Here is a 22,233-nt window from a genome sequence, read left to right on the forward strand (position 1 = left end):
CCGTGCGGCCTGCCTTACTGGATCAGCTTGGCCCCCGTCTTCGCCTGCAGCGCATCGAAGCTCACGCCGGGCGCGAGCTCGACGACCTTCAGGCCCTCGGGCACCACGTCCATCACGGCCAGGTCGGTGATGACGCGGTCGACCACGCCCACGCCGGTCAGCGGCAGCGTGCACTCCTCGAGGATCTTCAGGTCCTCGGTGCCGTCCTTCTTCCTGGCGACGTGTTCCATCAGCACGATCACGCGCTTCACGCCGGCCACGAGGTCCATGGCGCCGCCCATGCCCTTGACCATCTTGCCGGGAATCATCCAGTTGGCGAGGTCGCCCTTCACGCTGACCTGCATCGCGCCGAGGATCGACAGGTTGATCTTGCCGCCGCGGATCATCGCGAAGCTGTCGTGGCTGCCGAAGATGGCCGAGCCCGGCAGCGTGGTGACGGTCTGCTTGCCGGCATTGATCAGGTCGGCGTCGACCTGGTCCTCGGTCGGGAACGGGCCGATGCCGAGCATGCCGTTCTCGCTCTGCAGCCACACTTCCTTGTCGCCGACGAAGTTGGCCACCAGCGTGGGAATGCCGATGCCCAGGTTCACGTAGAAGCCGTCTTCGAGTTCTTGCGCCGCGCGTGCAGCCATCTGATCTTGGGTCCAGGGCATCTCAGGCTCCTTCTTTGTTGTTGTTGTTGACGACCTTGGCGGGCGCGGGCACCTCGCTGCCGGCGGCGGCCTGGGCGATCGCGGCCTGGGCCTCGACCTTCGCGGCGGCGGCATCGACCGCGGCGCTCAGGGTGCGCTTCTCGATGCGCTTCTCAGGGTTGGCGTTGAGCACGATGCGGTGCACGTAGATGCCCGGCAGATGGATGTCGTCGGGCGCCAGTTCGCCGATCTCGACGATCTTCTCGACTTCGACGATGCAGACCTTGCCGGCCATCGCGGCGGCCGGGTTGAAGTTGCGCGCCGTGAGGCGGAAGCGCAGGTTGCCGGCCTTGTCGGCCACGTCGGCTTTCACCAGGGCCACGTCGGGCACCAGCGAGCGCTCCATCACGTAGGTCTCGCCGTCGAACTCGCGCAGCTCCTTGCCCTCTGCCACCTGCGTGCCGACACCGGTCTTGGTGAAGAAGGCCGGAATGCCCGCGCCGCCTGCCCGCAGCTTCTCGGCCAGTGTGCCCTGCGGCGTGAATTCGAGTTGCAGTTCGCCCGCCAGGTACTGGCGCTCGAACTCCTTGTTCTCGCCCACGTACGACGCGATCATCTTCTGGATCTGGCGCGTCTCGAGCAGCTTGCCGAGGCCGAAGCCGTCGACGCCCGCGTTGTTCGAGATCACGGTGAGGTTCTGCACGCCCGTGTCCTTGAGCGCCTCGATCAGCGCCTCGGGAATGCCGCACAGGCCGAAGCCGCCGACCGCGAGCATCTGCCCGTCGGCCACGACCCCCTTGAGTGCCGCGTCGGCGGAGGGATAAATCTTGTTCACTCGAACTCCTTGGTGGATGAATGGAGAGTGGCTGGAAGGAAGGAAAGAATGCCCTGAACGATACTACGTACCCGCATACGTAGTATTTCGTAATGGTGACTCCCGATGCCCGACCGCGCGCCGCCTGAGATCGACTACCGGCTCGCCTTCGAGCAGGCGCCCGTCGGCATGGTGGTGTCGCGCAACCGCACCATCGTGGCCTGCAACCGGCGGGTGTGCGAGATTTTCGGCGCAACCCCCTCGGCCCTGGTGGGGCATTCGTTCAGCATCCTGTACCCGAGCGTGGCCGAGTTCGAGCGCATCGGCAAGCGCATGGAGCCGTTCCTGAACGCCAGCGGCCACTATGCCGACAACCGCATGATGAAGCGGCTCGGCGCCCTGCACGGCGCCATGGCGGGCGAGACCTTCTGGTGCCACGTCACGGGCCAGGCGCTCAACCGCGAGGCGCCGCACGAAGCCGGCATCTGGACCTTCGAGGACCTGGGCGCGCGCCGCGCCGACAAGGCCGAGCTCACGCCGCGCGAGCGCGAGGTGGCCGCGCAGGTGATGCGCGGGCTCACCTCCAAGGAGATCGGCCGTGCGCTCGGCATCAGTCACCGCACGGTCGAGCTGCACCGGGCCCGGCTGATGCGCAAGTACGCGGCGGCCACCACGGCGGAGCTGGTGCAGAAGCTCATCGCGGGCTGACCCATGCGCCGGCGATCGTTGCAGAAACGGAAACGCGGTGTCGCCGAAAGCCCCGCGCCGGGCTGCGGGCCGAGGCCTATCGTGGAGGCATGCGGGCAACCCGCCCGCAGCCACTCAAAGGAGTCTCGCCATGTCCACCGCTCTTCATTCCGAACAAAGCCAGTTGCGCGCCCAGAAGCTGCCCGCTGCCCGCCTGCATGCGCTGGCCGCGCACCAGCTGCCGGTCGCGCTGACGCTCGGTGCCGTGATCCTGTCGGTGCTCGGGGTCAATCGGCCTTGATCTGCGCCCTCAGGGCAGCGGAAACCCTTCGCCGAGCGTCTCGCGCAGGTGGCCCACGAACAGGTCGACCGCGCGCGGGATGTGCAGCGAATAGGGCCGTATCGCATAGATGCGGTCGGCGAACGCGCCCGTGGGCTGCCAGTCGGGCAGCACCTCGACCAGCTTGCCGGCCTGCAGGCCCGATTGCGCGCTGAAGTCGGGCAAGAGCGCGATGCCCAGGCCCGCCTGCGCAGCATCGCGCAGCGCTTCGCTGTTGTTGGCGGCCAGCGGCCCGGCGATGGGCACCGTCACGCGGCCGGCCTGGCGCGTGCGGGCGTTCCGCCGCTCGAAGGACCACACGTTGGTTTCCTGCCCGCGCGGGTAGTGCAGGCAGTCGTGCTCGGCCAGCATGGCCGGCGCCAGCGGCGTGCCCTTGCGGCGCAGGTAGGCACCGCTGGCCACCAGCACCGAGCGCGTGTCGCACAGGCGCCAGGCCACGTGCGTGTCGGGCGGCGAGGCCGCATGCCGCACCGCGAGGTCGAAGCCCTCGGTGGCGAGCGAACTGAGGCGGTCCGACAGCTCCATCTCGATGCGGATCGCCGGATGTGCGAGCAGGAAATCGGCCAGCCTGGGCAGCAGTTGCTGCCGGCCGAGCGCCACCGGCGCCGTCACGCGCACCGGGCCGCGCGGCTCGCCCCCATGGTCCTGCGCCTTCAGGAAGCTATGCGCGATCTGCTCGAAGGGCTCGCGGGTCTGGTCGACCAGCTGCTGGCCGGCCTCGGTGAGCCGCATGCTGCGCGTGGTGCGGCGCACCAGCGGCACGCCCGCGGCGCGCTCGAGCTCGGCGATGCGCTGGCTCATGGCGGCCTTGCTCACGCCCAGGCGCGCCGCGGCGGCGGTGTAGCTGCCCTGCTGGCCGAGCACGATGAGCCAGTGCAGGTGGGTCCAGAGCGACTCGGCTTTTTGCGATTCCATGGCTCCATTGTTCACCATGGCGAACAAACAGTTCAATCCTGGCACCTAGGCAAGCAGCGCCCGCTTTCCTAGACTGGCAACATCACTCCACCATCGTCGGGACCTCCATGACCACACAGATCGCGCATTTCATCGGCGGCCAGCGCACCGCCGGCGGCAACTCCGACCGCACGCAAGACGTCACCAACCCCGCTTCGGGCAAGGTCACCGGCAAGGTGGTGCTGGCCGGTGCGGCCGATGTCGACGCGGCCGTGGCCGCCGCCCAGGCCGCGTTTCCGAAGTGGTCCGACACGCCGCCGATCCGGCGCGCGCGCGTGATGTTCAAGTTCCTGGAGCTCTTGAACCTGCACAAGGACGAGCTCGCCCACATGATCACGGCCGAGCACGGCAAGGTGTTCACCGACGCGCAGGGCGAGGTCTCGCGCGGCATCGACATCGTCGAGTTCGCCTGCGGCATCCCGCAGCTGCTCAAGGGCGACTTCACCGACCAGGTCTCCACCGGCATCGACAACTGGACGCTGCGCCAGCCGCTGGGCGTGGTGGCGGGCATCACGCCGTTCAACTTCCCGGTGATGGTGCCGATGTGGATGTTCCCGGTGGCCATTGCCGCGGGCAATACCTTCATCCTCAAGCCCAGCCCGACCGATCCGACGCCGTCGCTGCGCATGGCCGAGCTGCTGAAGGAAGCGGGCCTGCCCGACGGCGTGTTCAACGTGGTGCAGGGCGACAAGGTCGCGGTCGATGCGCTGCTCGAGCACCCCGACGTCAAGGCTGTGAGCTTCGTGGGTTCGACGCCCATCGCCAACTACATCTACGAAACCGGCGCGCGCCACGGCAAGCGCGTGCAGGCGCTCGGCGGCGCGAAGAACCACATGGTGGTGATGCCCGACGCCGACATCGACCAGACGGTGGACGCGCTGATCGGCGCGGGCTACGGCTCGGCCGGCGAGCGCTGCATGGCGATCAGCGTTGCGGTGCTCGTGGGCGATGCGGCCGACAAGATCATGCCCAAGCTCATCGAGCGCACGAAGGCGCTCAAGGTGCTCGACGGCGAGAACCTGGCCGCCGAGATGGGCCCGATCGTCACGCGCGCGGCGCACGAACGCATCACCGGCTACATCGCCCAGGGCGAGAAGGAAGGCGCGAAGCTGCTGGTCGACGGCCGTCAGTTCGACGGCAACCAGGCGGGCGCGGGCTGCGGCGACGGCTTCTGGATGGGCGGCACGCTGTTCGACCACGTCACGCCCGAGATGCGCATCTACAAGGAAGAGATCTTCGGCCCCGTGCTCTCGTGCGTGCGCGTGGCGAACTTCCAGGACGCCATCGACCTGGTCAACGCCCACGAGTTCGGCAATGGCGTGAGCTGCTTCACGCGCGACGGCAACGTGGCGCGCGAGTTCGGCCGCCGGATCCAGGTGGGCATGGTCGGCATCAATGTGCCGATTCCGGTGCCGATGGCCTGGCACGGCTTCGGCGGCTGGAAGCGCTCGCTGTTCGGCGACATGCATGCCTACGGCGAGGAAGGCGTGCGCTTCTACACCAAGCAGAAGTCGATCATGCAACGCTGGCCCGAAAGCACGCCCAAGGGCGCCGAGTTCGTGATGCCCACGGCCAAGTAGGCGCCGCACGCCCCCTCAGCCGCAGAGGGGGCACAACCTAAAGTCTGACTTGCCGCTCGCGGCCGCAGCGGCCAGACTGGGGCATGTTCTCGTTCGACCGACCATGACCCACGGCAAGGCCGCGCGCCGCCTTGCGGCGGTGCCCTCCACCTTGCGCATTCCGCTGGCGGCGCGCGCATCCGGCGACACGATGTTTCCGCAGCTCGCCGTGCGCGACGCCTATGCCGCCTCGATCCTCGAAAGGATCCGCGACGACGGCGACGCGCTGCCCGAGGACCGGACCACGATCTACGGCATCCTGAAGCGCACGCGCCACCTGCGCAGCCTGGCGCAGCAGTTCCTTCAGCGGCATCCGGGGGCCAGGGTGGTGAACATGGGCTGCGGGCTGAGCCACTACTTCCAGTGGCTCGACGACGGGGCGTGCCGGCTCACCGATGCCGACCTGCCCGAAGTGCTCGACCTGCGCCGCGAGCTGATTCCCAAGCTCGGCCCGCGTCACGACGAGCGCGCACTCGATCTGGCGCTGCCCGACTGGTGGGAGCAGCTTGGGCTGCCGACGCGCCGGCGCCGCGGTGCGCAGCCGGTGTTCCTCTTCACCGAAGGCGTGCTGATGTACCTGACGCCGGCACAGGTGCGCGCAGTGCTCGCCACTTTCGGCGAACGTGCGCCTGCGGGATCGGTGCTGGCCTTCGACGCCATCTGCTGGCTCGGCGTGGGCCATGCGGCGCGGCATCCTTCGGTGCGCGCCACCGGCGCGGAATTTCTCTGGGGCGTGCGCCGCCCCGCCGAGCTTGCCCAGGCCCATTCGCGCCTTCGGCTGGCCACCACCCACCGTTTGCTCGAAGGTGCGGGCCTGCCCTATGCGCTGTTCGGGACGTTCTCGATGCTGCTGTTCGGCGTACCGGCGTATGCCGTGTACGCGCTCGAGGCGATGGACGCACAAGAAACATAAATCTACAAACTTTGCAAATTCGGCGCCTGTCTGGCCCGAAAAACGCGGGTTGGCTGACGCGGCGGGTGCGCTGCAGCAGGCATGCTCGCTGCTTCACTGCGTGTGCTGCCTCAGCCTGCCACACTCCCCACTTTTCCAACCTGCACGAAACGACGCCTATCTACATGCTCGATCGCCGATCCTTCCTTGCCGCTGGTGGTGCCGCCGCCGCACTCGCCGCCCTTGGACTGCCCGAAGAGGCACTGGCCGCCAATGGCCTGCAACTGAGCCAGCCCGCGCCTTTTTCGTTCGATGGTCTCGTGGCCCACGCCAGGCGCCTTGCCGGCCAGGCCTACACCGGCCCCAAGCCGCTAGCGCCCGAAGTGCTCGAGAAGATCGACTACGACGCACACGGCAAGATCCGGTTCGATCCCGCCAACGCCCTCTTCCGCGACGGGCCCGGCGCCTTTCCCGTCACCTTCTTCCACCTGGGCCGCTTTTTCCAGGCGCCAGTGCGCATGCACGTGCTCGAGAACGCCGGCGGCGACATGTTCGCGCGCGAGGTGCGCTACAGCCCTTCATATTTCTCGATGCCGCCCGACAGCCCCGCGCGCGCGCTGCCCGCGGGCGCCGGCTTCGCGGGTTTCCGGCTGCAGGAGAGCCGCTTCGGCGACCAAACCAAGCTCGACTGGCAGAAGAACGACTGGGTGGCGTTCCTGGGCGCCTCGTACTTCCGCGCGATCGGCGAGCTCTACCAGTACGGCCTCTCGGCCCGCGGCATAGCGCTCGACGTGGCGGTGCCGGAAAAGTCGGAGGAATTCCCCAATTTCACGCGCTTCTATTTCGAGGCGCCGGCCGCGGACAACGCCACCTCGATGACCGTCTACGCGCTGCTCGAGGGGCCGAGCATCACGGGCGTCTTCAAGTTCGTCATGCAGCGCGGCAAGGCGGTCATCATGGACATCGATTCGCGCCTGTTCCTGCGCCGCGACGTCGCGCGCCTCGGGCTGGTGCCGCTCACGTCGATGTACTGGTATTCGGAGACCGTGAAGCCCACCGCCATCGACTGGCGGCCCGAAGTGCACGACTCCGACGGCCTCGCGATCTGGAACGGCGCGGGCGAGCGCATCTGGCGCCCGCTCAACAACCCCACGCAGACGCGCGCCTCGGCCTTCGCCGACACGCGCCCGCGCGGCTTCGGCCTGCTGCAGCGCGACCGCGTCTTCGACAACTACCAGGACGGCGTCAACTACGAGAAGCGCCCGAGCCTCTGGATCGAGCCGCTCGGCGACTGGGGCGAAGGCTCGGTGCAGCTGATCGAGATTCCGACCGACGACGAGATCCACGACAACGTGGTCGCCTTCTGGGTGCCCAAGGCCGAAGCCAAGGCCGGTTCGAGCTACAGCCTCAAGTACCGGCTGCACTGGACCGACCAGGAGCCCTTTCCGTCGCCGCTCGCGCGCTGCGTGGCGACCCGCATCGGCCGCGGCGGCCAGCCGGGCCAGCCGCGCCCGGCTGGCGTGCGCAAGTTCATGGTCGAGTTCGTCGGCCAGCCGCTGACCACCGTGCCCTTCGGCGTCAAGCCCGAACTCGTGCTGACCGCGCCGCGCGGCAAGTTCTCGTACGTCTTTGCCGAGGCCGTGCCCAACGGCGTGCCGGGCCACTGGCGCGCGCAGTTCGACTTCACGCCCGAAGGCACCGAGCCGATCGACATGCGGCTCTACCTGAAGAACGGCGACCAGACGCTGACCGAGACCTGGCTCTACCAGTTTCAGCCAGGTTGAGTGGCTTGGGGCGAGGCTTCGTGCCTCAGCCGACGAAGTCGTCCACGCACTTCCACATGACATCGGCGTAGCTGACGCCAGCCAGCATGCGCGCGGGATCGGGAAACCGGTCGCCGCGCGTGACCCTGGCCGTTCGGCCCCAGACGTTGAACCGGCTGGCCAGCGGATGGTCGTCGGCGACGCGCGCGAGCCACAGCCCCGAGCGCGGGCACGGCGCGACGCCGTGAACCCATTCGGTGCTGCCGTTCGCCGTGGTGGTCGAGAAGTCGGAGAGGCTGTCTTCGGGGCTGCCGGCCACCGCGACGAACGCCGCGCCCAGGCCGCCGACCACGAAACCGATCGCGCCGCCTGCTGCTGCAAACAAGAGCCCGAGCGCGGCGCCGGCGGCATCGGCCGCGTCGTGGCAACCGCACATCGAATGGCCGATGAATGCGCCGATCACAGTGCCAGCGATCGAGAAAGCCAGCCAGATCATCCGGCGCATTATGGGAGGGCGAAAAACGACAACGTCCTTCGCACGCCACCCAGGCGCCATTCCGAGGCGCCAAACGTGACGGACTGCACACTCTTTTTTCGCGCAGTCGGGCCGATTGCCGCCGCGCGCGCGCCGGTCAGCGCTTCTTGACCGACACCAGCTCGACTTCGAAGTTGAGCGTCGCGTTCGGCGGAATCACGCCGCCTGCGCCGCGCGCACCGTAGGCGATCGCGGGCGGGCAGGTCAGCTTGGCCTTGCCGCCGGGCTTCATCTTCTGCACGCCTTCGGTCCAGCAGGGGATCACGCCATTGAGCGGAAATTCGGTCGGCTCGCCGCGGCTGTAGGAACTGTCGAACTCCTTGCCGCTGTCGGGGAAGGTGCCGCGGTAGTGCACCTTGACCACATCGGTCGCGGCGGGCGATGCGCCACTGCCTTCCTTGAGCGACTGGTAGACCAGGCCGCTCGACGTGGTGACGGGCGCGGACTGGGCCCACGCGGTGGAGACCGCGCACAGCGAGACCAGGGCGGTACAAAGGAGCGACGACGGGGAGGAAGACTTCACTGAACACCTCGGGGAATGAAGAAACACCGATTATGGCGAGCGGCAGATCGCCCCTTGCCTTGGGGGTGGCGCACTGTCAACATCCGCCGATCGAAGGACATCGAGATGCGCTACCGCACCACCATCGCCGGCCAGGTCTTCGCGTTCGACGCGCTGCGTCAGGTCATGGCCGCGGCCAGCCCCGCGCGTTCGGGCGACTACCTCGCGGGCATCGGCGCGGCCACCGCGCAGCAGCGCATGGCGGCGCGCCACGTGCTTGCGGAGACACCGCTCAGCCAGTTCCTGAACGAGGCGCTGATTCCCTACGAGAGCGACAACATCACCCGGCTCATCGTCGACGGCCATGATGCGGCGGCCTTTGCGCCGGTGTCCCACCTCACGGTCGGCGACTTCCGCAACTGGCTGCTATCGGCGCAGGCCACCACCGAGGCGCTCACCGCCCTCGCGCCGGGGCTTACGCCCGAGATGGTCGCGGCCGTGTCCAAGCTCATGCGCAACCAGGACCTGATCTCGGTGGCCAGCAAGTGCCGCGTCGTCACGCGCTTTCGCAACACCCTCGGCCTGCCGGGCCACCTTGCGGTGCGGCTGCAGCCCAACCACCCCACCGACGACCTGCACGGCGTGGCCGCCTCCACGCTCGACGGCCTGCTCTATGGCGCGGGCGACGCGGTGATCGGCATCAATCCGGTGTCGGACAGCCTGCCGGTGCTCGAGCGCCTGCTGCGCATGCTCGACGAAGTGATCCAGCGCTTCGACATCCCGACCCAGAGCTGCGTCCTCACGCATGTGACCAACACGCTCCGGCTCGCCGAAGCCGGCGCACCCGTCGACCTGGTGTTCCAGTCGATCGCAGGCACCGAGAAGGCGAACCTGTCGTTCGGCGTGACCCCCGCGCTGCTCGACGAGGCCCACGCCGCCGCGCAGGCGCTGAACCGCGGCACCGTCGGCAACAACCTCATGTACTTCGAGACCGGCCAGGGCAGCGCCCTGTCGGCCGACGCGAACTTCGGCGTCGACCAGCAGACCTGCGAGGTGCGCGCCTATGCGCTGGCGCGTCGCTACCAGCCGCTGCTGATCAACACCGTCGTCGGCTTCATCGGCCCCGAGTACCTGTACGACGGCAAGCAGATCATCCGCGCCGGCCTCGAGGACCACTGCTGCGGCAAGCTGCTCGGCCTGCCGATCGGCTGCGACATCTGCTACACCAACCATGCGGAGGCCGACCAGGACGACATGGACAACCTGCTGGTGCTGCTCGGCACCGCGGGCGTCAACTTCATCATGGGCGTTCCGGGCGCCGACGACGTGATGCTCAACTACCAGAGCACTTCGTTCCACGATGCACTGTTCCTGCGCCAGACCCTCGGCCTGAAGCGCGCGCCCGAGTTCGAGGCCTGGCTGCAGCGCATGCAGATCACGGACGGCGCCGGACGGCTCGCAGCGCCCTCTTCCAACCGCCTGCTGGCCGACATGGGCGGGCTGGCCGCACTCGCGCCATGAACGACGAGCCCGTCACCCCCAGCCCCTGGTCGGCATGGCGTTCGGCCACGCCCGCGCGGCTCGCGCTGGGCCGCGCCGGTGCCGGCATGCCGACGGACGAGATACTGCGCTTCGGCTGGGCCCATGCGATGGCGCGGGATGCGATCCACGCGCCGCTCGATGTCGATGCGCTCGAAGCCGCGCTGTGCGCCGAGCACGGGGCGGTGCTTCGCGCGCGCAGCCGCGCCGAAGACCGCACCGCCTACCTGCGCCGCCCCGACCTGGGCCGCCAGCTCGACCCCGCGGATGCCGAACGCCTGCGCGCCGCCGCTGCCGCCATCGGGCCGTGCGAGGTCTGCGTCGTGGTGGGCGACGGCCTTTCGTCGCTCGCCGTCGCACGCCATGCCGCGCCGCTGCTCGCCACGCTGCGCCCGCTGCTGCCGCCCGGCGTTCGCTTCGCGCCCGTGGTGATCGCCACGCAGGCGCGCGTGGCGCTGGCCGACGAGGCCGGCGAACTGTTCGGCGCCGCGCTCTCCGTCATGCTCATCGGCGAAAGGCCCGGGCTCAGCTCGCCCGACAGCCTCGGCATCTACCTGACCCATTCGCCGAAGCGCGGCCGCAACGACGCCGAGCGCAACTGCATCTCGAACGTGCGCCCCGAAGGCCTGCCGTACGACACCGCGGCGTTCAAGCTGGCCTGGCTGATGCGCGAGGCGCTGCGCCGCGGGCTGACGGGCGTGGCGCTCAAGGACGAGAGCGAGCGCGCGGTGATCGACACAGAACGCAACGCCCGGCTCGCCCCTTCAGCGGGGTAGCTCTTTGGCACGCTGACCCCGGAGCCGCCGGTCTTCGAGCGGCAAATCACATTTCATCCTTGAAGCACGAAAGCCTGCAGCTCGGCCATCTTTCCATCACGGAACCGCCAGACGTCGCAGTAGGCGCAGGGTCGTGTGTTTCCCACCTCGTCCCTCAACGTGATCTCGCCGAGCGCGGCAACGAAGTCACCGTCGCCGATCATGTGGTGAACCTGAAAACGGGGCGGCTCCTTGTAGGTGGCGGCCATCCACTCGCGAACCGCCTGCTTGCCTCGCAGGACGGTATCCCCCACGAAGGTCCATACGGTGTCCTCGGTGCAGAACTTCAGGAATCCCTCGAAGTCGCCATCCTTGATGGCGGCGTTGGCGGCAACGAGGATGGTCTTGTGGTCTTCCGGCATGTCGAAATCTCCTACATCGAATGGCGCTGGTGTGTGTCCGCGCAATGGGCGCTCACGCCCGGTCGGGCCTGATGTCGGGCGCCGGCGTCGCCGAAACGCCCTGCGTTTCGGCTGCGCGCGACTGTGCAGCCATCGCGGCCTCGAAGCCGGGCCGCGTTCGAAGGCGCTCCCAGTACGCCGCCACGGCGGGTGTGAAGCGTTCGCAAAACCCCAGGTGCTCGGCCAGCAACAGCGCATAGCCGACCGACACGTCCGCGGCAGTGAAGCGCCCCGCACAGAAATGGTCGCGCTCGGCCAGCAACGGCTCCAGCGTTCGCAGCCGCGCCAGAAACCACTTGCCGTAGTCGTCGGCGACCTGCGGCTGCTTTCGCTCTGGCGATTCGAAGTGCACATAGCGCAGCACCAGCGTTTGCGGAAAGGTCAGGGTCGCCTCGCCGAAATGGAGATAGTTGAGGTAGGGACCAAAGTCAGCTTCGTCAGGGCCCACGTCCAATTGGCCCGGGGAGAACCGCGCGGCCAGGTACTGGCAGATCGCGGCCGATTCGGTCATGCGCACCGCGCCGTCGGCGATCAGCGGCACCGTGCCGAGCGAATTGACCTCGAGGTACGGCCGCGACAGCACGCGCGGCGGAAAGGGCAGCATCCTGAGCTCATAGGCGATGCCGATCTCCTCGAGCATCCAGAGGGGCCGGAACGAGCGTGCGCTGACGCAATGGTGAAGGGTAATCATGTGTCGCTGGGCAGGGGTCCGCCGTGATCTTGCACCAGATGGCCGATTCGCGGTGCCTATGATCGTGGCATCACATCCAGGAGACGACCATGCCCGTTCGCTATCCCCTCGCCAAACTCGAGAACCTGCCCGACGACATCCGCACCGCCATCCTCGCGGTGCAGGAAAAGGCGGGCTTCGTGCCCAATGTGTTTCTCGGCCTTGCGCGCCGCCCGGCCGAGTGGCGTGCTTTCTTCGCCTACCACGACGCGCTGATGCTGAAGGAGGAAGGCTCGCTCACCAAGGGCGACCGCGAGATGATCGTCACCACCACCAGCGCCGCCAACAAGTGCCTCTACTGCGTGGTGGCGCATGGTGCGCTGCTGCGCATCTACGAGAAGAAGCCGCTGGTGGCGGACCAGGTGGCGGTGAACTACCGCAAGGCCGACATCACGCCGCGCCAGCGCGCGATGCTCGACTTTGCGATGAAGGTCTGCGAGCGCTCGCACGAGATCGAGGAAGCCGACTTCGCGGCGCTGCATGCCCACGGCTTCGACGACGAGGACATCTGGGACATCGCGTCGATCACCGCCTTCTTCGGCCTGAGCAACCGGATTGCGAGCTTCAGCGGGATGCCGCCGAACCCCGAGTTCTTCCTGATGGGCCGGGTGCCGCGCGAGAAGAAATAACTCACGCACGACTGCGGCACGAGGCCAGCGCGTCGAGCGACCGCCGATAGGTGGGATTGCCCACGTCCATGAGCCCGAGCACCGTGTGAAAGAGGTTGTCGTGCGTGAGCGGCGCGTCGAGCCCCGCCTCGAGGCAGGCGCGCGAAAGTCCGCGGCGCGCGCTCATGCCCTGGCCGAACCACGCGACCATCGGCACATGCTTCTGCACCTCGGGTGCAAAGCCGTACGGCAGACCGTGCAGGAACAGACCGTACTCGCCGAGCGATTCGCCGTGGTCGCTCAGGTAGAGCAGCGCCGTGTCGTAACGCCCCGACTGGTCCCTGAGCCAGTCGATGGTCCGGGCCAGGAAACGGTCGGTCTGGGCGATCGAGTTGTCGTAGGCATTCAGCAGTTCGGCATGGCCGCATTCGGCCAGCGCGTTGGTCCGGCACTCCGGCAGAAAGCGTTTCACATCGGACGCCGAACGCCTGTAGTAGGCCGGGCCGTGGCTTCCCATCTGGTGCATCACCAGCACCACGCCCCTCGCCCGGCGCTCGGTAGGCAGCGCGGCGATGCGCGCATCGAGGCCCTTCAGCATCACGTCGTCCAGGCATTCCTCGCCATCGCACAGCGCTGCCTTGTCGGCGGGCGCCAGGCCATCGTAGGCCGAGGCGCTCGGGATGCGCGCGCAGACATCCTTGCACCCCGCCTGGTTGTCGAGCCACAGCACGGCAAGGCCGGCCGCCTGCAGCACGTCGACGAGGTTCTCGTGGTCGTCCGTGCGCGATTCGTAGCCCTGCTTGCCGAGGTGCGAGAACATGCAGGGCACCGATGCCAGCGTGTTGGTGCCGCAGGAATGCACGTCGCGCCAGCTCAGCGCGCCGCGCGCGGCGAGCTCGGGCGTGGTGTCGCGCGCATAGCCATCGAGCCCGAAGTGGTCGGCCCGCGCGGTCTCGCCCACCACCAGCACGAAGAGCGGTGGCCGTGCCTGCCCCGCATAGCTGGCGCCAAGCGTGGTGCCGGCGGTGATCGGAACCAGCTTGCGGTGGCGCTTGAACATCGGCTTAAGCAGCACCGACCCGGCCGAATACATGCTGGCAACGGGATTCATCATGTAGCGCAAGTGCACGTTGTTGCGCATCAGCGGTGCGAGCTGGCGGTTCATCGACACGGCGGCCAGCAGCGCCACCGCCACCGACAGCAGCAGCAGCGCCGCATTGCGCCAGAGCCCCGACGCCGCACGCACCGGCGCAACGCGCAGCCGCCAGAGCGCGAGCGCCGGCAGCAGCGCCACCACCAGCACATGGAAGGCCATGCGCCAGCCCAGCAGGTCGCGCACCTCGTTGAGGTCGGTCTGCAGCACGTTGGCGATCATGGTCGGGTCCATCACCACGCGGTATTCGAGCGTGTAGTGCTGCGCGAAGGCGGCCAGCAGCACCACCGCCAGCCACAGCGGCTTCATCCCCCGCGGCCAGGCGGTGAACGACAGCAGCGCCACCGTGGCGCAGACCAGCAGCACCGCCATCGCGGCGATCGTCGACAGGTAGATGGCGGGCGCGCCGCCGATGCGCGCGAGCTCGCTCCACAGCGGCCAGTTGGCGGCCGCCGCGAGATAGATGGCAAGCCATGCGACGACCTGCTGCGGCGAGCGCGGCCGCGCCAGCACGCGGTCGACATGCGCCCGCAATGCATCGGCGCGGACCCACCACGACGGCGCAGCGGGCAGCGCGGTGACCCGCACGGGCGCGGGTTCGATTCGGGAGAAAGACATGCGCCCACTGTAGGAAGCGCAACTGAAGGAAGCCTGAACCGCGCGTTCAGGCGGCGTTCAGGTGGCCCGGGCCTTTCGTGCCCGCAACCGCGGCCGCATCCAGGCGCGCAGCGCGACATTGAGCGGCCGCGAGACGCGCCGCTCGACCGCGATCGACACCAGCGCCGCGAGCATCGCGCCCACCACCACGTCGGTCGGAAAGTGCAGACCCAGGAACACGCGGCTCCATCCGACCACCGCCGCGATCGCGAGCGCCGCGAACATCGGTCCGCGCCGGGGCAGGCACCAGAGCGCAAACGCCGCCGCGAAGGTGCCCGCGGCATGCAGGCTCGGAAAGCCGGGCCGCATGCCCTGCGGCTCCCATTGCACACCGAGGCCGAAGAACGCCGGCCGCGGAAACGGCAGCACCGAGCGGAACACGTTCACCAGCAGCCAGACGGCCAGCACGCTGACCACGGCGGTGAAACAGGCATAGCGCAGCCGGCGATCGAACAGCGCGCCGCAGAGGATGCCGGCAGCCAGCAGCGTCGGCAGCACGTCGGAGGCGAAGCGCGCGAACGCGATGCTCCATGCGGGCGCGGCGACGCCCGCGTTCACCAGCTCGAAGAGCGCGACGTCAAGGGCTCGCATGCAGCGCATCCGGTTTGGCTTGCGGCAGGGAGCGAACGGCGCGCGCCGAGGCGAGCAGTTCGATGGCGAAGCCGACCACCCAGCAGATCCAGCCGGTCCAGAGCGTGTGGCTCATGAAATGAGCGCCGCGCCACTGCTGCGACAGCCCCAGCGCCAGGCCGGCCGCGAGCGACACGCCGAGCCAGCGCGCGGCGGCGCGCGGCGACACCCTGCGCAGCACGAAGAAGCCGCCCGCATAGGCCAACGCCGCCGATGCATGCCCGGCGGGAAAGCAGCCGCCCGGGCCGCCGTCGTGAACACGCCAGGCCCAGTGCGACACATGGCGGGCCACGCCGCTGAATTCCTGCAGGTCCCAGGGGCAGCTCGTGTGGCTCGCATGCTTGATCGCGCTGATCGCGGCCACCGAAAGCAGCACCGTCAAGGCGAGCTGCGCACGCGCAGCGGCAGGCAGGCGCCGCAGCAAGCCCACCGGCCAGCGGATCGCGGCGAACAGCGCGATCAACAGCAGCCAGCTCAGGTCCTTCGCGCCCTCGTGCATCACCTGCACGAGAAAGGCGTTGTCGCGCCAGGGGAAGCCCATGGGCGTGCCCGCGAGGCGCGCCAGCGCCAGGTCGCCGCCCGTGGCGTCCCACGCCAGCAGCACCGCCAGGGCAGCCAGCGTCAGCCACGCAAGGCGGCGGTTCGACGGGTTCATCGGGCGATAGGGGGCAACAACACGCGTCATGGACATGAAAAGCAGCAAGCCAGGAAAATTCGCGCGAGGCTACGTGGGCGAGATGAACCCAGCCTGAAGCGGTGGTGGGCACGCCCGGCGCTAGACTCCCGCTTCTTTTTTCCCCCTTCCTCCTGAAGAAAGTCGGTCCGGCGTGCGCATATTGCTTGTCGAAGATGACAGCGCGTTGTCAGACGCGGTCTGCGGCTATCTGCGCGCCAAGGCTTTCGTGGTCGACGTGGCACCCAGCCTCGCCGACGCGCGCGGCGCGCTGCTGTCGGTGCAGTACGCCGCGGTGCTGCTCGACCTTCACCTGGGCGACGGCGACGGCCTCTCGCTGCTGCCCCAGGTGCGCGCGCTGCGCGAGCCGCCGATCGTGATCGTGCTGACCGCGCGCGACCAGGTCACCGACCGCATCCGCGGCCTAGACGCCGGCGCCGACGACTACCTCGTCAAGCCCTACGACCCGGCCGAGCTGCTGGCGCGGCTGCGCGCCGTGGAACGGCGGCGCAATGCGGGCAGCGCGCCGGTGCTGCACCTCGGCACGCTGGAGATCGACCTGGCACAGGACCGGGTGCGCAAGGACGGCAGCCCGGTCGTGCTGACGCAAAAGGAATGGGCGCTGCTGCGCGTGATGGCCACGCGGCCCGAGCGCATCCACACGCGCGAGAACCTGGCCGATGCGCTCTACGGTTTCGGCGACGAAGCCGACAGCAACACGCTCGAGGTGTTCATCAGCCGGCTGCGGCGCAAGCTCGGCAAGCGCCACATCCAGACGCTGCGCGGCCTCGGCTACCGCCTGTCGACCTCGGCCGGCGACGACAACGAATGACGCTGTCCACCCACCGCCGCGGCGGGCGCGACACGCTGGCCGGCCGACTGGCCCGCACGCTGATCGTCTGGGTCGGCGGCGTGTGGCTCGTCTGCGTGCTAGCGGTGGTCTGGTATGTGGACCGCGAGATCAACCACAACTTCGACAACGAGCTCGCCGAGGTGTCGCACCGCATGTTCGACATGGCGGTGCAGGAGCTCGAAAAGCTGCAGCCGGCAGGTGCCGCGTCCGCCGCACCGCTGATCGCGCCGAAGCAGCTGTTCGCGCAAGATGCCGTGATGTACCAGGTGGTCGACATCCACGAGCGCGTGCTGCTGCGCTCGGCCGAGGCGCCCACCGGCGCCTTCGATGTGCCGCTGGCGGCGGGCTTCGCGAACAACCACGCGTGGCGCGTCTACACGGTGCGGCATCCCACGCTCGGGCTGTACTTCCAGGTGGCCGATCCGCTCGACGAGCGGCGCACGGCGCTCAACCGCACGCTCGTCGGCCTCATCATCCCGCTCGGTGCGGTGCTGCCGCTGCTGGCGCTGGTACTGCGCAAGGTGGCGCGCACCGAGCTGCGCGTGCTGGAGCAGCTCGCGGGCGAGATCGAGAAGCGCAGCGGCGCCGACCTGCGGCCGATCGCCCTGCCCGGCCTGCCGATCGAGCTGCGCGCGGTCGGCGACCATGTCAACAGCCTGCTCGAGCGCCTGTCGCAGTCGCTCGATGTCGAGCGCGCGCTGGCCGCGAACGCCGCGCACGAACTGCGCACCCCGCTGGCCGCGGCGCGGCTGCGGCTGCAGACCGCGCTCGAGCACGAACTGCGACGCGACGACGTGCAGGCCGCGCTCGATGCGCTGCAGATGCTCAGCCACCGCACCGAGAAGCTGCTGCAGCTCTCGCGCGCCGAATCGGGCGCATCGCTCGCGCGCGCGCGGGTAGACCTGGTGCAGCTCGCCGGCGCGGTGGCGCAAGAATTCTGGGACGACCCGCAGACCGTCGAGCGTCTTGGGCTCAAGGTGCCCGACAAGGTGGCACCGGTGGCATCGGGCGACGTCGATGCGCTCGCGATCGCGCTGCGCAACCTGGTGGAGAACGCGCTGCGCTACGCCGGCGCGGGCCGTGTGGTGATCGAAGTGATGGCGCCCTGCACGCTCGCGGTGCGCGACTTCGGCGCGGGCGTGAGTGCCGAACAGCTGCGCACGCTGCAGCAGCGCCATGTGCGGCACAGCGCCGACCGCGCCGGCTATGGCTTGGGGCTGTCGATCGTGGGCACCATCGTCGAGAAGCACGGCGCTGCGCTCGAACTCGCGTCGCCGCCGCCCGGTGCGTCGAGCGGCTTCGAGGCACGCATCGTGCTGCCGCCGGGGTAGCGGCGCGACTCCTACCCGCCCCTTACCCGCCCACCAGCGCCCGCAGCCAGTCCGGCAGCGGCATGGCCTTCTGCTTCGGAAAGTCGACCCAGATCATGGTCGCGCCGCCGGCTGCGCAGACCACCTCGGGCGCATCGGCGCGCGCCATCGTGGCCCAGCTCTCGAAGGTGGTGCGCGCGGGGTCGCTGACGTACATCTTCACCTGCACGTCGCCCGGGTATTCGATCTGGCGGTAGAAGTTGCAGAACGCGTTGACGATCACCATGCCCTCGCCGCCGGGCTCGGGCTCGAAGCCGATGGAGCGCATCCAGTCGATGCGCGCGGTCTCCATGTAGCGAAAGTAGGTGCCGTTGTTCAGGTGGCCCATGGCGTCCATGTCGCCCCAGCGGATCGGGATCGACATTTCATAGACGAGCTTCTTCTGTTCGGGAATTTCGATTTTCATGGGTCTTTTTCAGAGCGCGAAGCCGTCGTCGGCGGCAATCACCGCACCGTTCACAAAATGGCTCTGGCCGCTCGCGAGCAGCACGATCAGACCGTCGAGGTCCTCGGGCTTGCCCACGCGCTTGCGCGGCAGCATGTTCACCAGCTTGGCGCCGCCTTCGGTGGTCCAGTGCTCCTCGTTGAGCTCGGTCGCGATGTAGCCAGGGCACAGCGCGTTCACGTTGATGCCGAAGCGGCCCCATTCGAGCGCCATGGCCTTGGTCATCTGCACCACGGCGGCCTTGCTCATGCAATAGGTGCCGATCTGCGGCATGACCTTGAGCGCGGCCACCGACGCGATGTTGATGATCCGCCCGCCGATATAGGTGCCCGGCGCCGCGCCCCTGGCGCGCGCGAGCATGCGCTTGCCGACCTCCTGCGCAACGAAGAACGAGCCCCTCACGTTGGTGTCGAAGATGTAGTCGAAGTCGTCGGGCGCGACGTCCTGCAGGCGCTGCGTGGTACTCACGCCCGAATTGTTGACGAGGATGTCGATGGGCCCGACCTCGGTCTCGGCGCGCGCCACGGCAGCCCGGATGCTCGCGATGTCGGTCACGTCGAGCTCGACCACGTGGGCGTCGCCGCCCTCGCCCTCGATGCGCGCGCGCAGTTGCTTGAGCTTTTCGACGCGGCGGCTCGCGAGCACCACCGCGGCGCCGGCACGCGCAAGCGTCTTGGCGAACTGGGCGCCGAGGCCGCTCGAAGCGCCGGTGACGAAGGCCACGCGGCCCGAAAGATCGATCGTGTACGCCATGAAAGAGGGTCCTTTTGAGTCGCCGAGGTGACGCCTCGCACTCCACATAAAATGTTTCGCGCCCCCGAAGCGTCCGAGCCTCAATCATTATCGACGAGACCCCCACAATGACCCCCGACGAAATCCTCGCCCAATTCGGCCCCCGCGAATCCATGGAATACGACGTGGTCGTGGTCGGCGGCGGCCCGGCCGGCCTCGCGACCGCGATCCGCCTCAAGCAGCTTGCCGCGCAGCACGACAAGGAGATCTCGGTCGTGGTGCTCGAGAAGGGTTCCGAGCCCGGCGCGCACATCCTGTCGGGCGCCATCATGGACCCGCGCGCGCTCAACGAACTGCTGCCCGACTGGAAGGAACTCGGCGCGCCGCTGAACCAGCCGGTGACCGACGACGCGATGGTGTTCCTGGGCGAGAACTCGGGCCTGCGCACGCCGGGCTTCCTGCTGCCCGAGTGCTTCCAGAACCACGGCAACTACATCATCAGCCTCGGCGCGTTCACCAAGTGGCTCGCGCAGCAGGCCGAGAACCTCGGCGTCGAGATCTTCCCGGGCTTTCCGGCCGCCGAGGTGCTCTACAACGAGAACGGTTCGGTGCGCGGCGTGGCCACCGGCAACATGGGCGTGGGCAAGGACGGCGAGCCGACCGAGAACTTCCAGCTCGGCATGGAACTGCTCGGCAAGTACACCGTGTTCGCCGAAGGCTCGCGCGGCCACCTGGGCCGCCAGCTCATCAGCCGCTTCAAGCTCGACGAGGGCAAGGACCCGCAGACCTACGGCCTGGGCGTGAAGGAAGTCTGGGAGATCGATCCCAAGCGCCACCAGCCCGGCTTCGTGCTGCACACGGCCGGCTGGCCGATGAAGAGCGACACCTATGGCGGCGCCTTCCTCTATCACATGGAGGACAACAAGGTCACGATGGGCTTCATCACGGGCCTGGACTACAGCAACCCGTACCTGAGCCCGTTCGAGGAAATGCAGCGCTGGAAGCTGCACCCCAACATCCGCTGGTACCTCGAAGGCGACGAAGCCAAGGGCATCAAGCCCGCCAAGCGCATCGGCTACGGCGCGCGCGCCATCACCGCGGGCGGCCTGATGTCGCTGCCCAAGACGGTGTTCCCGGGCGGCGCGCTGGTGGGCTGCGAGGCCGGCTACCTCAACGTGAGCCGCATCAAGGGCAGCCATGCGGCCATCAAGACCGGCATGCTGGCCGCCGAAGCCGCGTTCGAAGCGGTGACCGCCGGGCGCCAGCACGACGAGCTCACGGCCTATCCGGCCGCGTTCGAGAAGAGCTGGCTCCACACCGAGCTCAACAAGGCGCGCAACTTCAAGGCCTGGTTCAAGAAGGGCCTGGGCATCGCCACCGTGATGAACGGCGTCGAGCAGTGGCTGCTGAAGGGCCGTATTCCATGGACCCTGCACCGCGACAAGCCCGACCACCTCTACCTGAAGCCCGCGGCCGAGTGCAAGCCCATCGCCTATCCGAAGCCGGACGGCAAGCTCACCTTCGACCGGCTTTCGAGCGTGTTCATCAGCAACACCAACCATGAAGAGCAACAGCCGGCGCACCTGACGCTGAAGGACGCCTCGGTGCCGGTGAACATCAACCTCTCGAAGTTCGCCGGACCCGAGAGCCGCTACTGTCCCGCGGGCGTGTACGAGTTCGTGCCCGACGAAGCCCATGCCGGCAAGGAGCGCCTGCAGATCAATGCGCAGAACTGCGTGCACTGCAAGACCTGCGACATCAAGGACCCGACGCAGAACATCGTCTGGGTCACGCCCGAAGGCGGCGGCGGCCCCAACTACGTGGGCATGTGAGCATGCAGGTCGTCATCACAGGAGGCGCGGGCTTCCTGGGCGCGCGCCTCGCACGCACGCTGCTCGCCACGGGGCGCCTGTCGCTCGCGGGGGCGCCGGCAGAACCCATCTCCCGCATCACGCTGGTCGACCGCGTCGCGCCGCCGGCTGACCTGGCGGGCGACCCGCGCATTGCCGTTGCGCTCGGCGACCTCAACGACCAGCTCGCCGCACCCGATGCGGCGCCCTGGCGCGAGGCGGCCGCCATCTTCCATCTGGCCGCCGCGGTCAGCGGCGAATGCGAGGCCGATTTCGACCTCGGCATGCGCAGCAACTTCGCGGCCACGCATGCGCTGCTCGAAAAGGCGCGCGCGCTGGGCACCCGGCCGCTGGTGGTGTTCGCGAGCTCGCTCGCGGTGTTCGGCGATTCGCCCGAGCAGCCGCTGCCGCCGGTCATCGAAGACCACACGCTGCCCACGCCGCAGACCAGCTACGGCATCCAGAAGTTCATCGGCGAGCAGTTGATGGCCGACTACACGCGCAAGGGTTTCGTGCGCGGGCGCAGCGTGCGGCTCATGACGGTGAGTGTGCGTCCGGGGCGCCCCAACGGCGCCGCCTCGGGCTTCTTCAGCGGCATGATCCGCGAGCCGCTCGCGGGCCTTCGCGCCGCGTGCCCGGTGCCCGACGAGACGCCGGTGGCCATCGCCTCGCCCGCGCGCACCATCGAGGGCATCATCCGCGCTGCCGAGGCGGGCGATGCCGAATGGGGACCGCGCACCGCGCTCAACCTGCCCTCGCTCGCGACCACCGTCGGCGACATGGCCGCCGCGCTCGAACGCGTGGCCGGTAAGGCTGCGACCGACCTGCTCGACCGCACGCCCGATCCGGCCATCCGGCGCATCGTCAAGACCTGGCCCGGCCACATCGAGGCCCGGCGCGCCCGCGGCCTGGGGCTGCTGCCCGATGCCGACTTCGAGGCGGTGATCCGCAACTACGTCCGTGAAAATCCCGACGCAGTCAAACTGCTTATTCGTGCATAGTCACCGCTTGCGTGAAACCGGTCTCAAGGCCGATTTCC

At 68.5% G+C, this 22,233-nt stretch carries 24 protein-coding genes; 12 read left to right on the top strand and 12 right to left on the bottom strand.

The features are described 5' to 3' along the window. Nucleotides 1–14 precede the first annotated feature (14 nt). Together AC3A6J_RS19415 and AC3A6J_RS19420 are read right to left on the bottom strand one after the other, a co-directional pair. Entirely contained in the window at nucleotides 15–653 is a 639-nt protein-coding gene (locus AC3A6J_RS19415; RefSeq protein WP_487861611.1) for a 3-oxoacid CoA-transferase subunit B, read from the bottom strand. 1 nt (nucleotide 654) lies between these two features. Beyond that, nucleotides 655–1,467: a CoA transferase subunit A gene (locus tag AC3A6J_RS19420; RefSeq protein ID WP_487861612.1), complete on the bottom strand. Its 813-nt coding sequence runs from the start codon at nucleotides 1,465–1,467 to the stop codon at nucleotides 655–657. Between the two features lie 105 nt (nucleotides 1,468–1,572). Here AC3A6J_RS19420 and AC3A6J_RS19425 point away from each other — a divergent pair, with 105 nt between their 5' ends. Next, nucleotides 1,573–2,154 carry a LuxR C-terminal-related transcriptional regulator gene (locus AC3A6J_RS19425; protein ID WP_487861613.1) on the top strand — a complete coding sequence of 194 codons (582 nt, stop codon included), beginning with the start codon at nucleotides 1,573–1,575 and terminating at the stop codon, nucleotides 2,152–2,154. 130 nt (nucleotides 2,155–2,284) lie between these two features. Continuing rightward, nucleotides 2,285–2,434, top strand: a complete 150-nt coding sequence (locus tag AC3A6J_RS19430; RefSeq protein ID WP_487861614.1) for a hypothetical protein — start codon at nucleotides 2,285–2,287, stop codon at nucleotides 2,432–2,434. A gap of 9 nt (nucleotides 2,435–2,443) precedes the next feature. On the opposite strand, the gene AC3A6J_RS19435 is transcribed toward AC3A6J_RS19430, so the two are convergent. After that, nucleotides 2,444–3,388, bottom strand: coding sequence for a LysR family transcriptional regulator (locus AC3A6J_RS19435; protein ID WP_487861615.1), 945 nt, complete (start codon nucleotides 3,386–3,388; stop codon nucleotides 2,444–2,446). 107 nt (nucleotides 3,389–3,495) lie between these two features. Between AC3A6J_RS19435 and AC3A6J_RS19440 the strand changes: the two genes are divergently transcribed. From AC3A6J_RS19440 to AC3A6J_RS19450, 3 genes are all read left to right on the top strand, one after another. Then, nucleotides 3,496–5,007, top strand: a complete 1,512-nt coding sequence (locus AC3A6J_RS19440; RefSeq protein WP_487861616.1) for a CoA-acylating methylmalonate-semialdehyde dehydrogenase — start codon at nucleotides 3,496–3,498, stop codon at nucleotides 5,005–5,007. 103 nt (nucleotides 5,008–5,110) lie between these two features. Continuing rightward, a complete protein-coding gene (locus AC3A6J_RS19445; RefSeq protein WP_487861617.1) occupies nucleotides 5,111–5,959 on the top strand; it encodes a class I SAM-dependent methyltransferase in 849 nt (282 codons plus the stop codon). Between the two features lie 164 nt (nucleotides 5,960–6,123). Then, entirely contained in the window at nucleotides 6,124–7,722 is a 1,599-nt protein-coding gene (locus AC3A6J_RS19450; RefSeq protein WP_487861618.1) for an OpgD/OpgG family glucan biosynthesis protein, read from the top strand. 25 nt (nucleotides 7,723–7,747) lie between these two features. Here AC3A6J_RS19450 and AC3A6J_RS19455 read toward each other — a convergent pair whose 3' ends face one another. Together AC3A6J_RS19455 and AC3A6J_RS19460 are read right to left on the bottom strand one after the other, a co-directional pair. Beyond that, nucleotides 7,748–8,197 (bottom strand): hypothetical protein, encoded by a 450-nt coding sequence (locus AC3A6J_RS19455; protein WP_487861619.1) that lies wholly within the window; start codon nucleotides 8,195–8,197, stop codon nucleotides 7,748–7,750. Nucleotides 8,198–8,333: 136 nt separating this feature from the next. Further along, nucleotides 8,334–8,759 (bottom strand): FKBP-type peptidyl-prolyl cis-trans isomerase, encoded by a 426-nt coding sequence (locus AC3A6J_RS19460; RefSeq protein ID WP_487861620.1) that lies wholly within the window; start codon nucleotides 8,757–8,759, stop codon nucleotides 8,334–8,336. A gap of 105 nt (nucleotides 8,760–8,864) precedes the next feature. Here AC3A6J_RS19460 and AC3A6J_RS19465 point away from each other — a divergent pair, with 105 nt between their 5' ends. Further along, nucleotides 8,865–10,259: an ethanolamine ammonia-lyase subunit EutB gene (locus AC3A6J_RS19465; RefSeq protein ID WP_487861621.1), complete on the top strand. Its 1,395-nt coding sequence runs from the start codon at nucleotides 8,865–8,867 to the stop codon at nucleotides 10,257–10,259. Further along, a complete protein-coding gene (eutC, locus tag AC3A6J_RS19470) occupies nucleotides 10,256–11,053 on the top strand; it encodes an ethanolamine ammonia-lyase subunit EutC (RefSeq protein WP_487861622.1) in 798 nt (265 codons plus the stop codon). Before AC3A6J_RS19465 ends, eutC begins: the two co-directional genes overlap by 4 nt. A 53-nt stretch (nucleotides 11,054–11,106) precedes the next feature. Here the strand turns inward: eutC and AC3A6J_RS19475 are convergent, their stop codons facing one another. Together AC3A6J_RS19475 and AC3A6J_RS19480 are read right to left on the bottom strand one after the other, a co-directional pair. After that, entirely contained in the window at nucleotides 11,107–11,454 is a 348-nt protein-coding gene (locus tag AC3A6J_RS19475) for a nuclear transport factor 2 family protein (protein ID WP_487861623.1), read from the bottom strand. Nucleotides 11,455–11,506: 52 nt separating this feature from the next. Further along, entirely contained in the window at nucleotides 11,507–12,184 is a 678-nt protein-coding gene (locus tag AC3A6J_RS19480) for a glutathione S-transferase family protein (RefSeq protein WP_487861624.1), read from the bottom strand. Nucleotides 12,185–12,273: 89 nt separating this feature from the next. Here AC3A6J_RS19480 and AC3A6J_RS19485 point away from each other — a divergent pair, with 89 nt between their 5' ends. Beyond that, the gene (locus AC3A6J_RS19485) at nucleotides 12,274–12,852 is read left to right on the top strand and encodes a peroxidase-related enzyme (RefSeq protein WP_487861625.1); all 579 of its coding nucleotides are present in this window, start codon (nucleotides 12,274–12,276) and stop codon (nucleotides 12,850–12,852) included. Between the two features lies 1 nt (nucleotide 12,853). On the opposite strand, the gene AC3A6J_RS19490 is transcribed toward AC3A6J_RS19485, so the two are convergent. Genes AC3A6J_RS19490 through AC3A6J_RS19500 form a run of 3 tightly spaced genes read right to left on the bottom strand, consistent with a single transcriptional unit; the run spans nucleotide 12,854 to nucleotide 15,956 of the window. Next, on the bottom strand, nucleotides 12,854–14,602 hold the full coding sequence (locus AC3A6J_RS19490; protein ID WP_487861626.1) for a phosphoethanolamine transferase: 1,749 nt from the start codon (nucleotides 14,600–14,602) through the stop codon (nucleotides 12,854–12,856). 57 nt (nucleotides 14,603–14,659) lie between these two features. Then, entirely contained in the window at nucleotides 14,660–15,232 is a 573-nt protein-coding gene (locus tag AC3A6J_RS19495) for a phosphatase PAP2 family protein (RefSeq protein WP_487861627.1), read from the bottom strand. Beyond that, on the bottom strand, nucleotides 15,219–15,956 hold the full coding sequence (locus AC3A6J_RS19500; protein ID WP_487861661.1) for a phosphatase PAP2 family protein: 738 nt from the start codon (nucleotides 15,954–15,956) through the stop codon (nucleotides 15,219–15,221). The genes AC3A6J_RS19495 and AC3A6J_RS19500 overlap by 14 nt, the downstream gene beginning before the upstream one ends. Before the next feature lie 142 nt (nucleotides 15,957–16,098). Here AC3A6J_RS19500 and AC3A6J_RS19505 point away from each other — a divergent pair, with 142 nt between their 5' ends. Continuing rightward, complete coding sequence (locus AC3A6J_RS19505; RefSeq protein WP_487861628.1) at nucleotides 16,099–16,776, top strand: winged helix-turn-helix domain-containing protein; 678 nt, start codon at nucleotides 16,099–16,101, stop codon at nucleotides 16,774–16,776. Beyond that, nucleotides 16,773–18,128 (top strand): sensor histidine kinase, encoded by a 1,356-nt coding sequence (locus AC3A6J_RS19510; protein WP_487861629.1) that lies wholly within the window; start codon nucleotides 16,773–16,775, stop codon nucleotides 18,126–18,128. The genes AC3A6J_RS19505 and AC3A6J_RS19510 overlap by 4 nt, the downstream gene beginning before the upstream one ends. A 22-nt stretch (nucleotides 18,129–18,150) precedes the next feature. Here the strand turns inward: AC3A6J_RS19510 and AC3A6J_RS19515 are convergent, their stop codons facing one another. Together AC3A6J_RS19515 and AC3A6J_RS19520 are read right to left on the bottom strand one after the other, a co-directional pair. Then, the gene (locus AC3A6J_RS19515) at nucleotides 18,151–18,573 is read right to left on the bottom strand and encodes an acyl-CoA thioesterase (protein WP_487861630.1); all 423 of its coding nucleotides are present in this window, start codon (nucleotides 18,571–18,573) and stop codon (nucleotides 18,151–18,153) included. A gap of 9 nt (nucleotides 18,574–18,582) precedes the next feature. Beyond that, on the bottom strand, nucleotides 18,583–19,365 hold the full coding sequence (locus tag AC3A6J_RS19520; RefSeq protein WP_487861631.1) for an SDR family oxidoreductase: 783 nt from the start codon (nucleotides 19,363–19,365) through the stop codon (nucleotides 18,583–18,585). A gap of 107 nt (nucleotides 19,366–19,472) precedes the next feature. On the opposite strand from AC3A6J_RS19520, the gene AC3A6J_RS19525 reads away from it, so the two are divergent. Then, nucleotides 19,473–21,176, top strand: coding sequence for an electron transfer flavoprotein-ubiquinone oxidoreductase (locus AC3A6J_RS19525; protein WP_487861632.1), 1,704 nt, complete (start codon nucleotides 19,473–19,475; stop codon nucleotides 21,174–21,176). A 2-nt stretch (nucleotides 21,177–21,178) separates the two neighbouring features. After that, entirely contained in the window at nucleotides 21,179–22,195 is a 1,017-nt protein-coding gene (gene denD / locus AC3A6J_RS19530; RefSeq protein WP_487861633.1) for a D-erythronate dehydrogenase, read from the top strand. Nucleotides 22,196–22,233 lie beyond the last annotated feature (38 nt).

The organism is Variovorax sp. Soil_C_39 (genome assembly GCF_057656815.1).

Bases quoted from the DNA above. Each gene is read 5' to 3' on its own strand.
- AC3A6J_RS19495 (WP_487861627.1), bottom strand. From the start codon at position 15,232: ATGCGAGCCCTTGACGTCGCGCTCTTCGAGCTGGTGAACGCGGGCGTC.
- AC3A6J_RS19440 (WP_487861616.1), top strand. From the start codon at position 3,496: ATGACCACACAGATCGCGCATTTCATCGGCGGCCAGCGCACCGCCGGC.
- AC3A6J_RS19475 (WP_487861623.1), bottom strand. From the start codon at position 11,454: ATGCCGGAAGACCACAAGACCATCCTCGTTGCCGCCAACGCCGCCATC.
- AC3A6J_RS19510 (WP_487861629.1), top strand. From the start codon at position 16,773: ATGACGCTGTCCACCCACCGCCGCGGCGGGCGCGACACGCTGGCCGGC.
- AC3A6J_RS19485 (WP_487861625.1), top strand. From the start codon at position 12,274: ATGCCCGTTCGCTATCCCCTCGCCAAACTCGAGAACCTGCCCGACGAC.
- AC3A6J_RS19450 (WP_487861618.1), top strand. From the start codon at position 6,124: ATGCTCGATCGCCGATCCTTCCTTGCCGCTGGTGGTGCCGCCGCCGCA.
- AC3A6J_RS19435 (WP_487861615.1), bottom strand. From the start codon at position 3,388: ATGGAATCGCAAAAAGCCGAGTCGCTCTGGACCCACCTGCACTGGCTC.
- AC3A6J_RS19525 (WP_487861632.1), top strand. From the start codon at position 19,473: ATGACCCCCGACGAAATCCTCGCCCAATTCGGCCCCCGCGAATCCATG.
- AC3A6J_RS19480 (WP_487861624.1), bottom strand. From the start codon at position 12,184: ATGATTACCCTTCACCATTGCGTCAGCGCACGCTCGTTCCGGCCCCTC.
- AC3A6J_RS19455 (WP_487861619.1), bottom strand. From the start codon at position 8,197: ATGATCTGGCTGGCTTTCTCGATCGCTGGCACTGTGATCGGCGCATTC.
- AC3A6J_RS19500 (WP_487861661.1), bottom strand. From the start codon at position 15,956: ATGACGCGTGTTGTTGCCCCCTATCGCCCGATGAACCCGTCGAACCGC.
- AC3A6J_RS19445 (WP_487861617.1), top strand. From the start codon at position 5,111: ATGACCCACGGCAAGGCCGCGCGCCGCCTTGCGGCGGTGCCCTCCACC.
- AC3A6J_RS19515 (WP_487861630.1), bottom strand. From the start codon at position 18,573: ATGAAAATCGAAATTCCCGAACAGAAGAAGCTCGTCTATGAAATGTCG.
- AC3A6J_RS19425 (WP_487861613.1), top strand. From the start codon at position 1,573: ATGCCCGACCGCGCGCCGCCTGAGATCGACTACCGGCTCGCCTTCGAG.
- AC3A6J_RS19520 (WP_487861631.1), bottom strand. From the start codon at position 19,365: ATGGCGTACACGATCGATCTTTCGGGCCGCGTGGCCTTCGTCACCGGC.
- AC3A6J_RS19430 (WP_487861614.1), top strand. From the start codon at position 2,285: ATGTCCACCGCTCTTCATTCCGAACAAAGCCAGTTGCGCGCCCAGAAG.
- AC3A6J_RS19415 (WP_487861611.1), bottom strand. From the start codon at position 653: ATGCCCTGGACCCAAGATCAGATGGCTGCACGCGCGGCGCAAGAACTC.
- denD (WP_487861633.1), top strand. From the start codon at position 21,179: ATGCAGGTCGTCATCACAGGAGGCGCGGGCTTCCTGGGCGCGCGCCTC.
- AC3A6J_RS19465 (WP_487861621.1), top strand. From the start codon at position 8,865: ATGCGCTACCGCACCACCATCGCCGGCCAGGTCTTCGCGTTCGACGCG.
- AC3A6J_RS19490 (WP_487861626.1), bottom strand. From the start codon at position 14,602: ATGTCTTTCTCCCGAATCGAACCCGCGCCCGTGCGGGTCACCGCGCTG.
- eutC (WP_487861622.1), top strand. From the start codon at position 10,256: ATGAACGACGAGCCCGTCACCCCCAGCCCCTGGTCGGCATGGCGTTCG.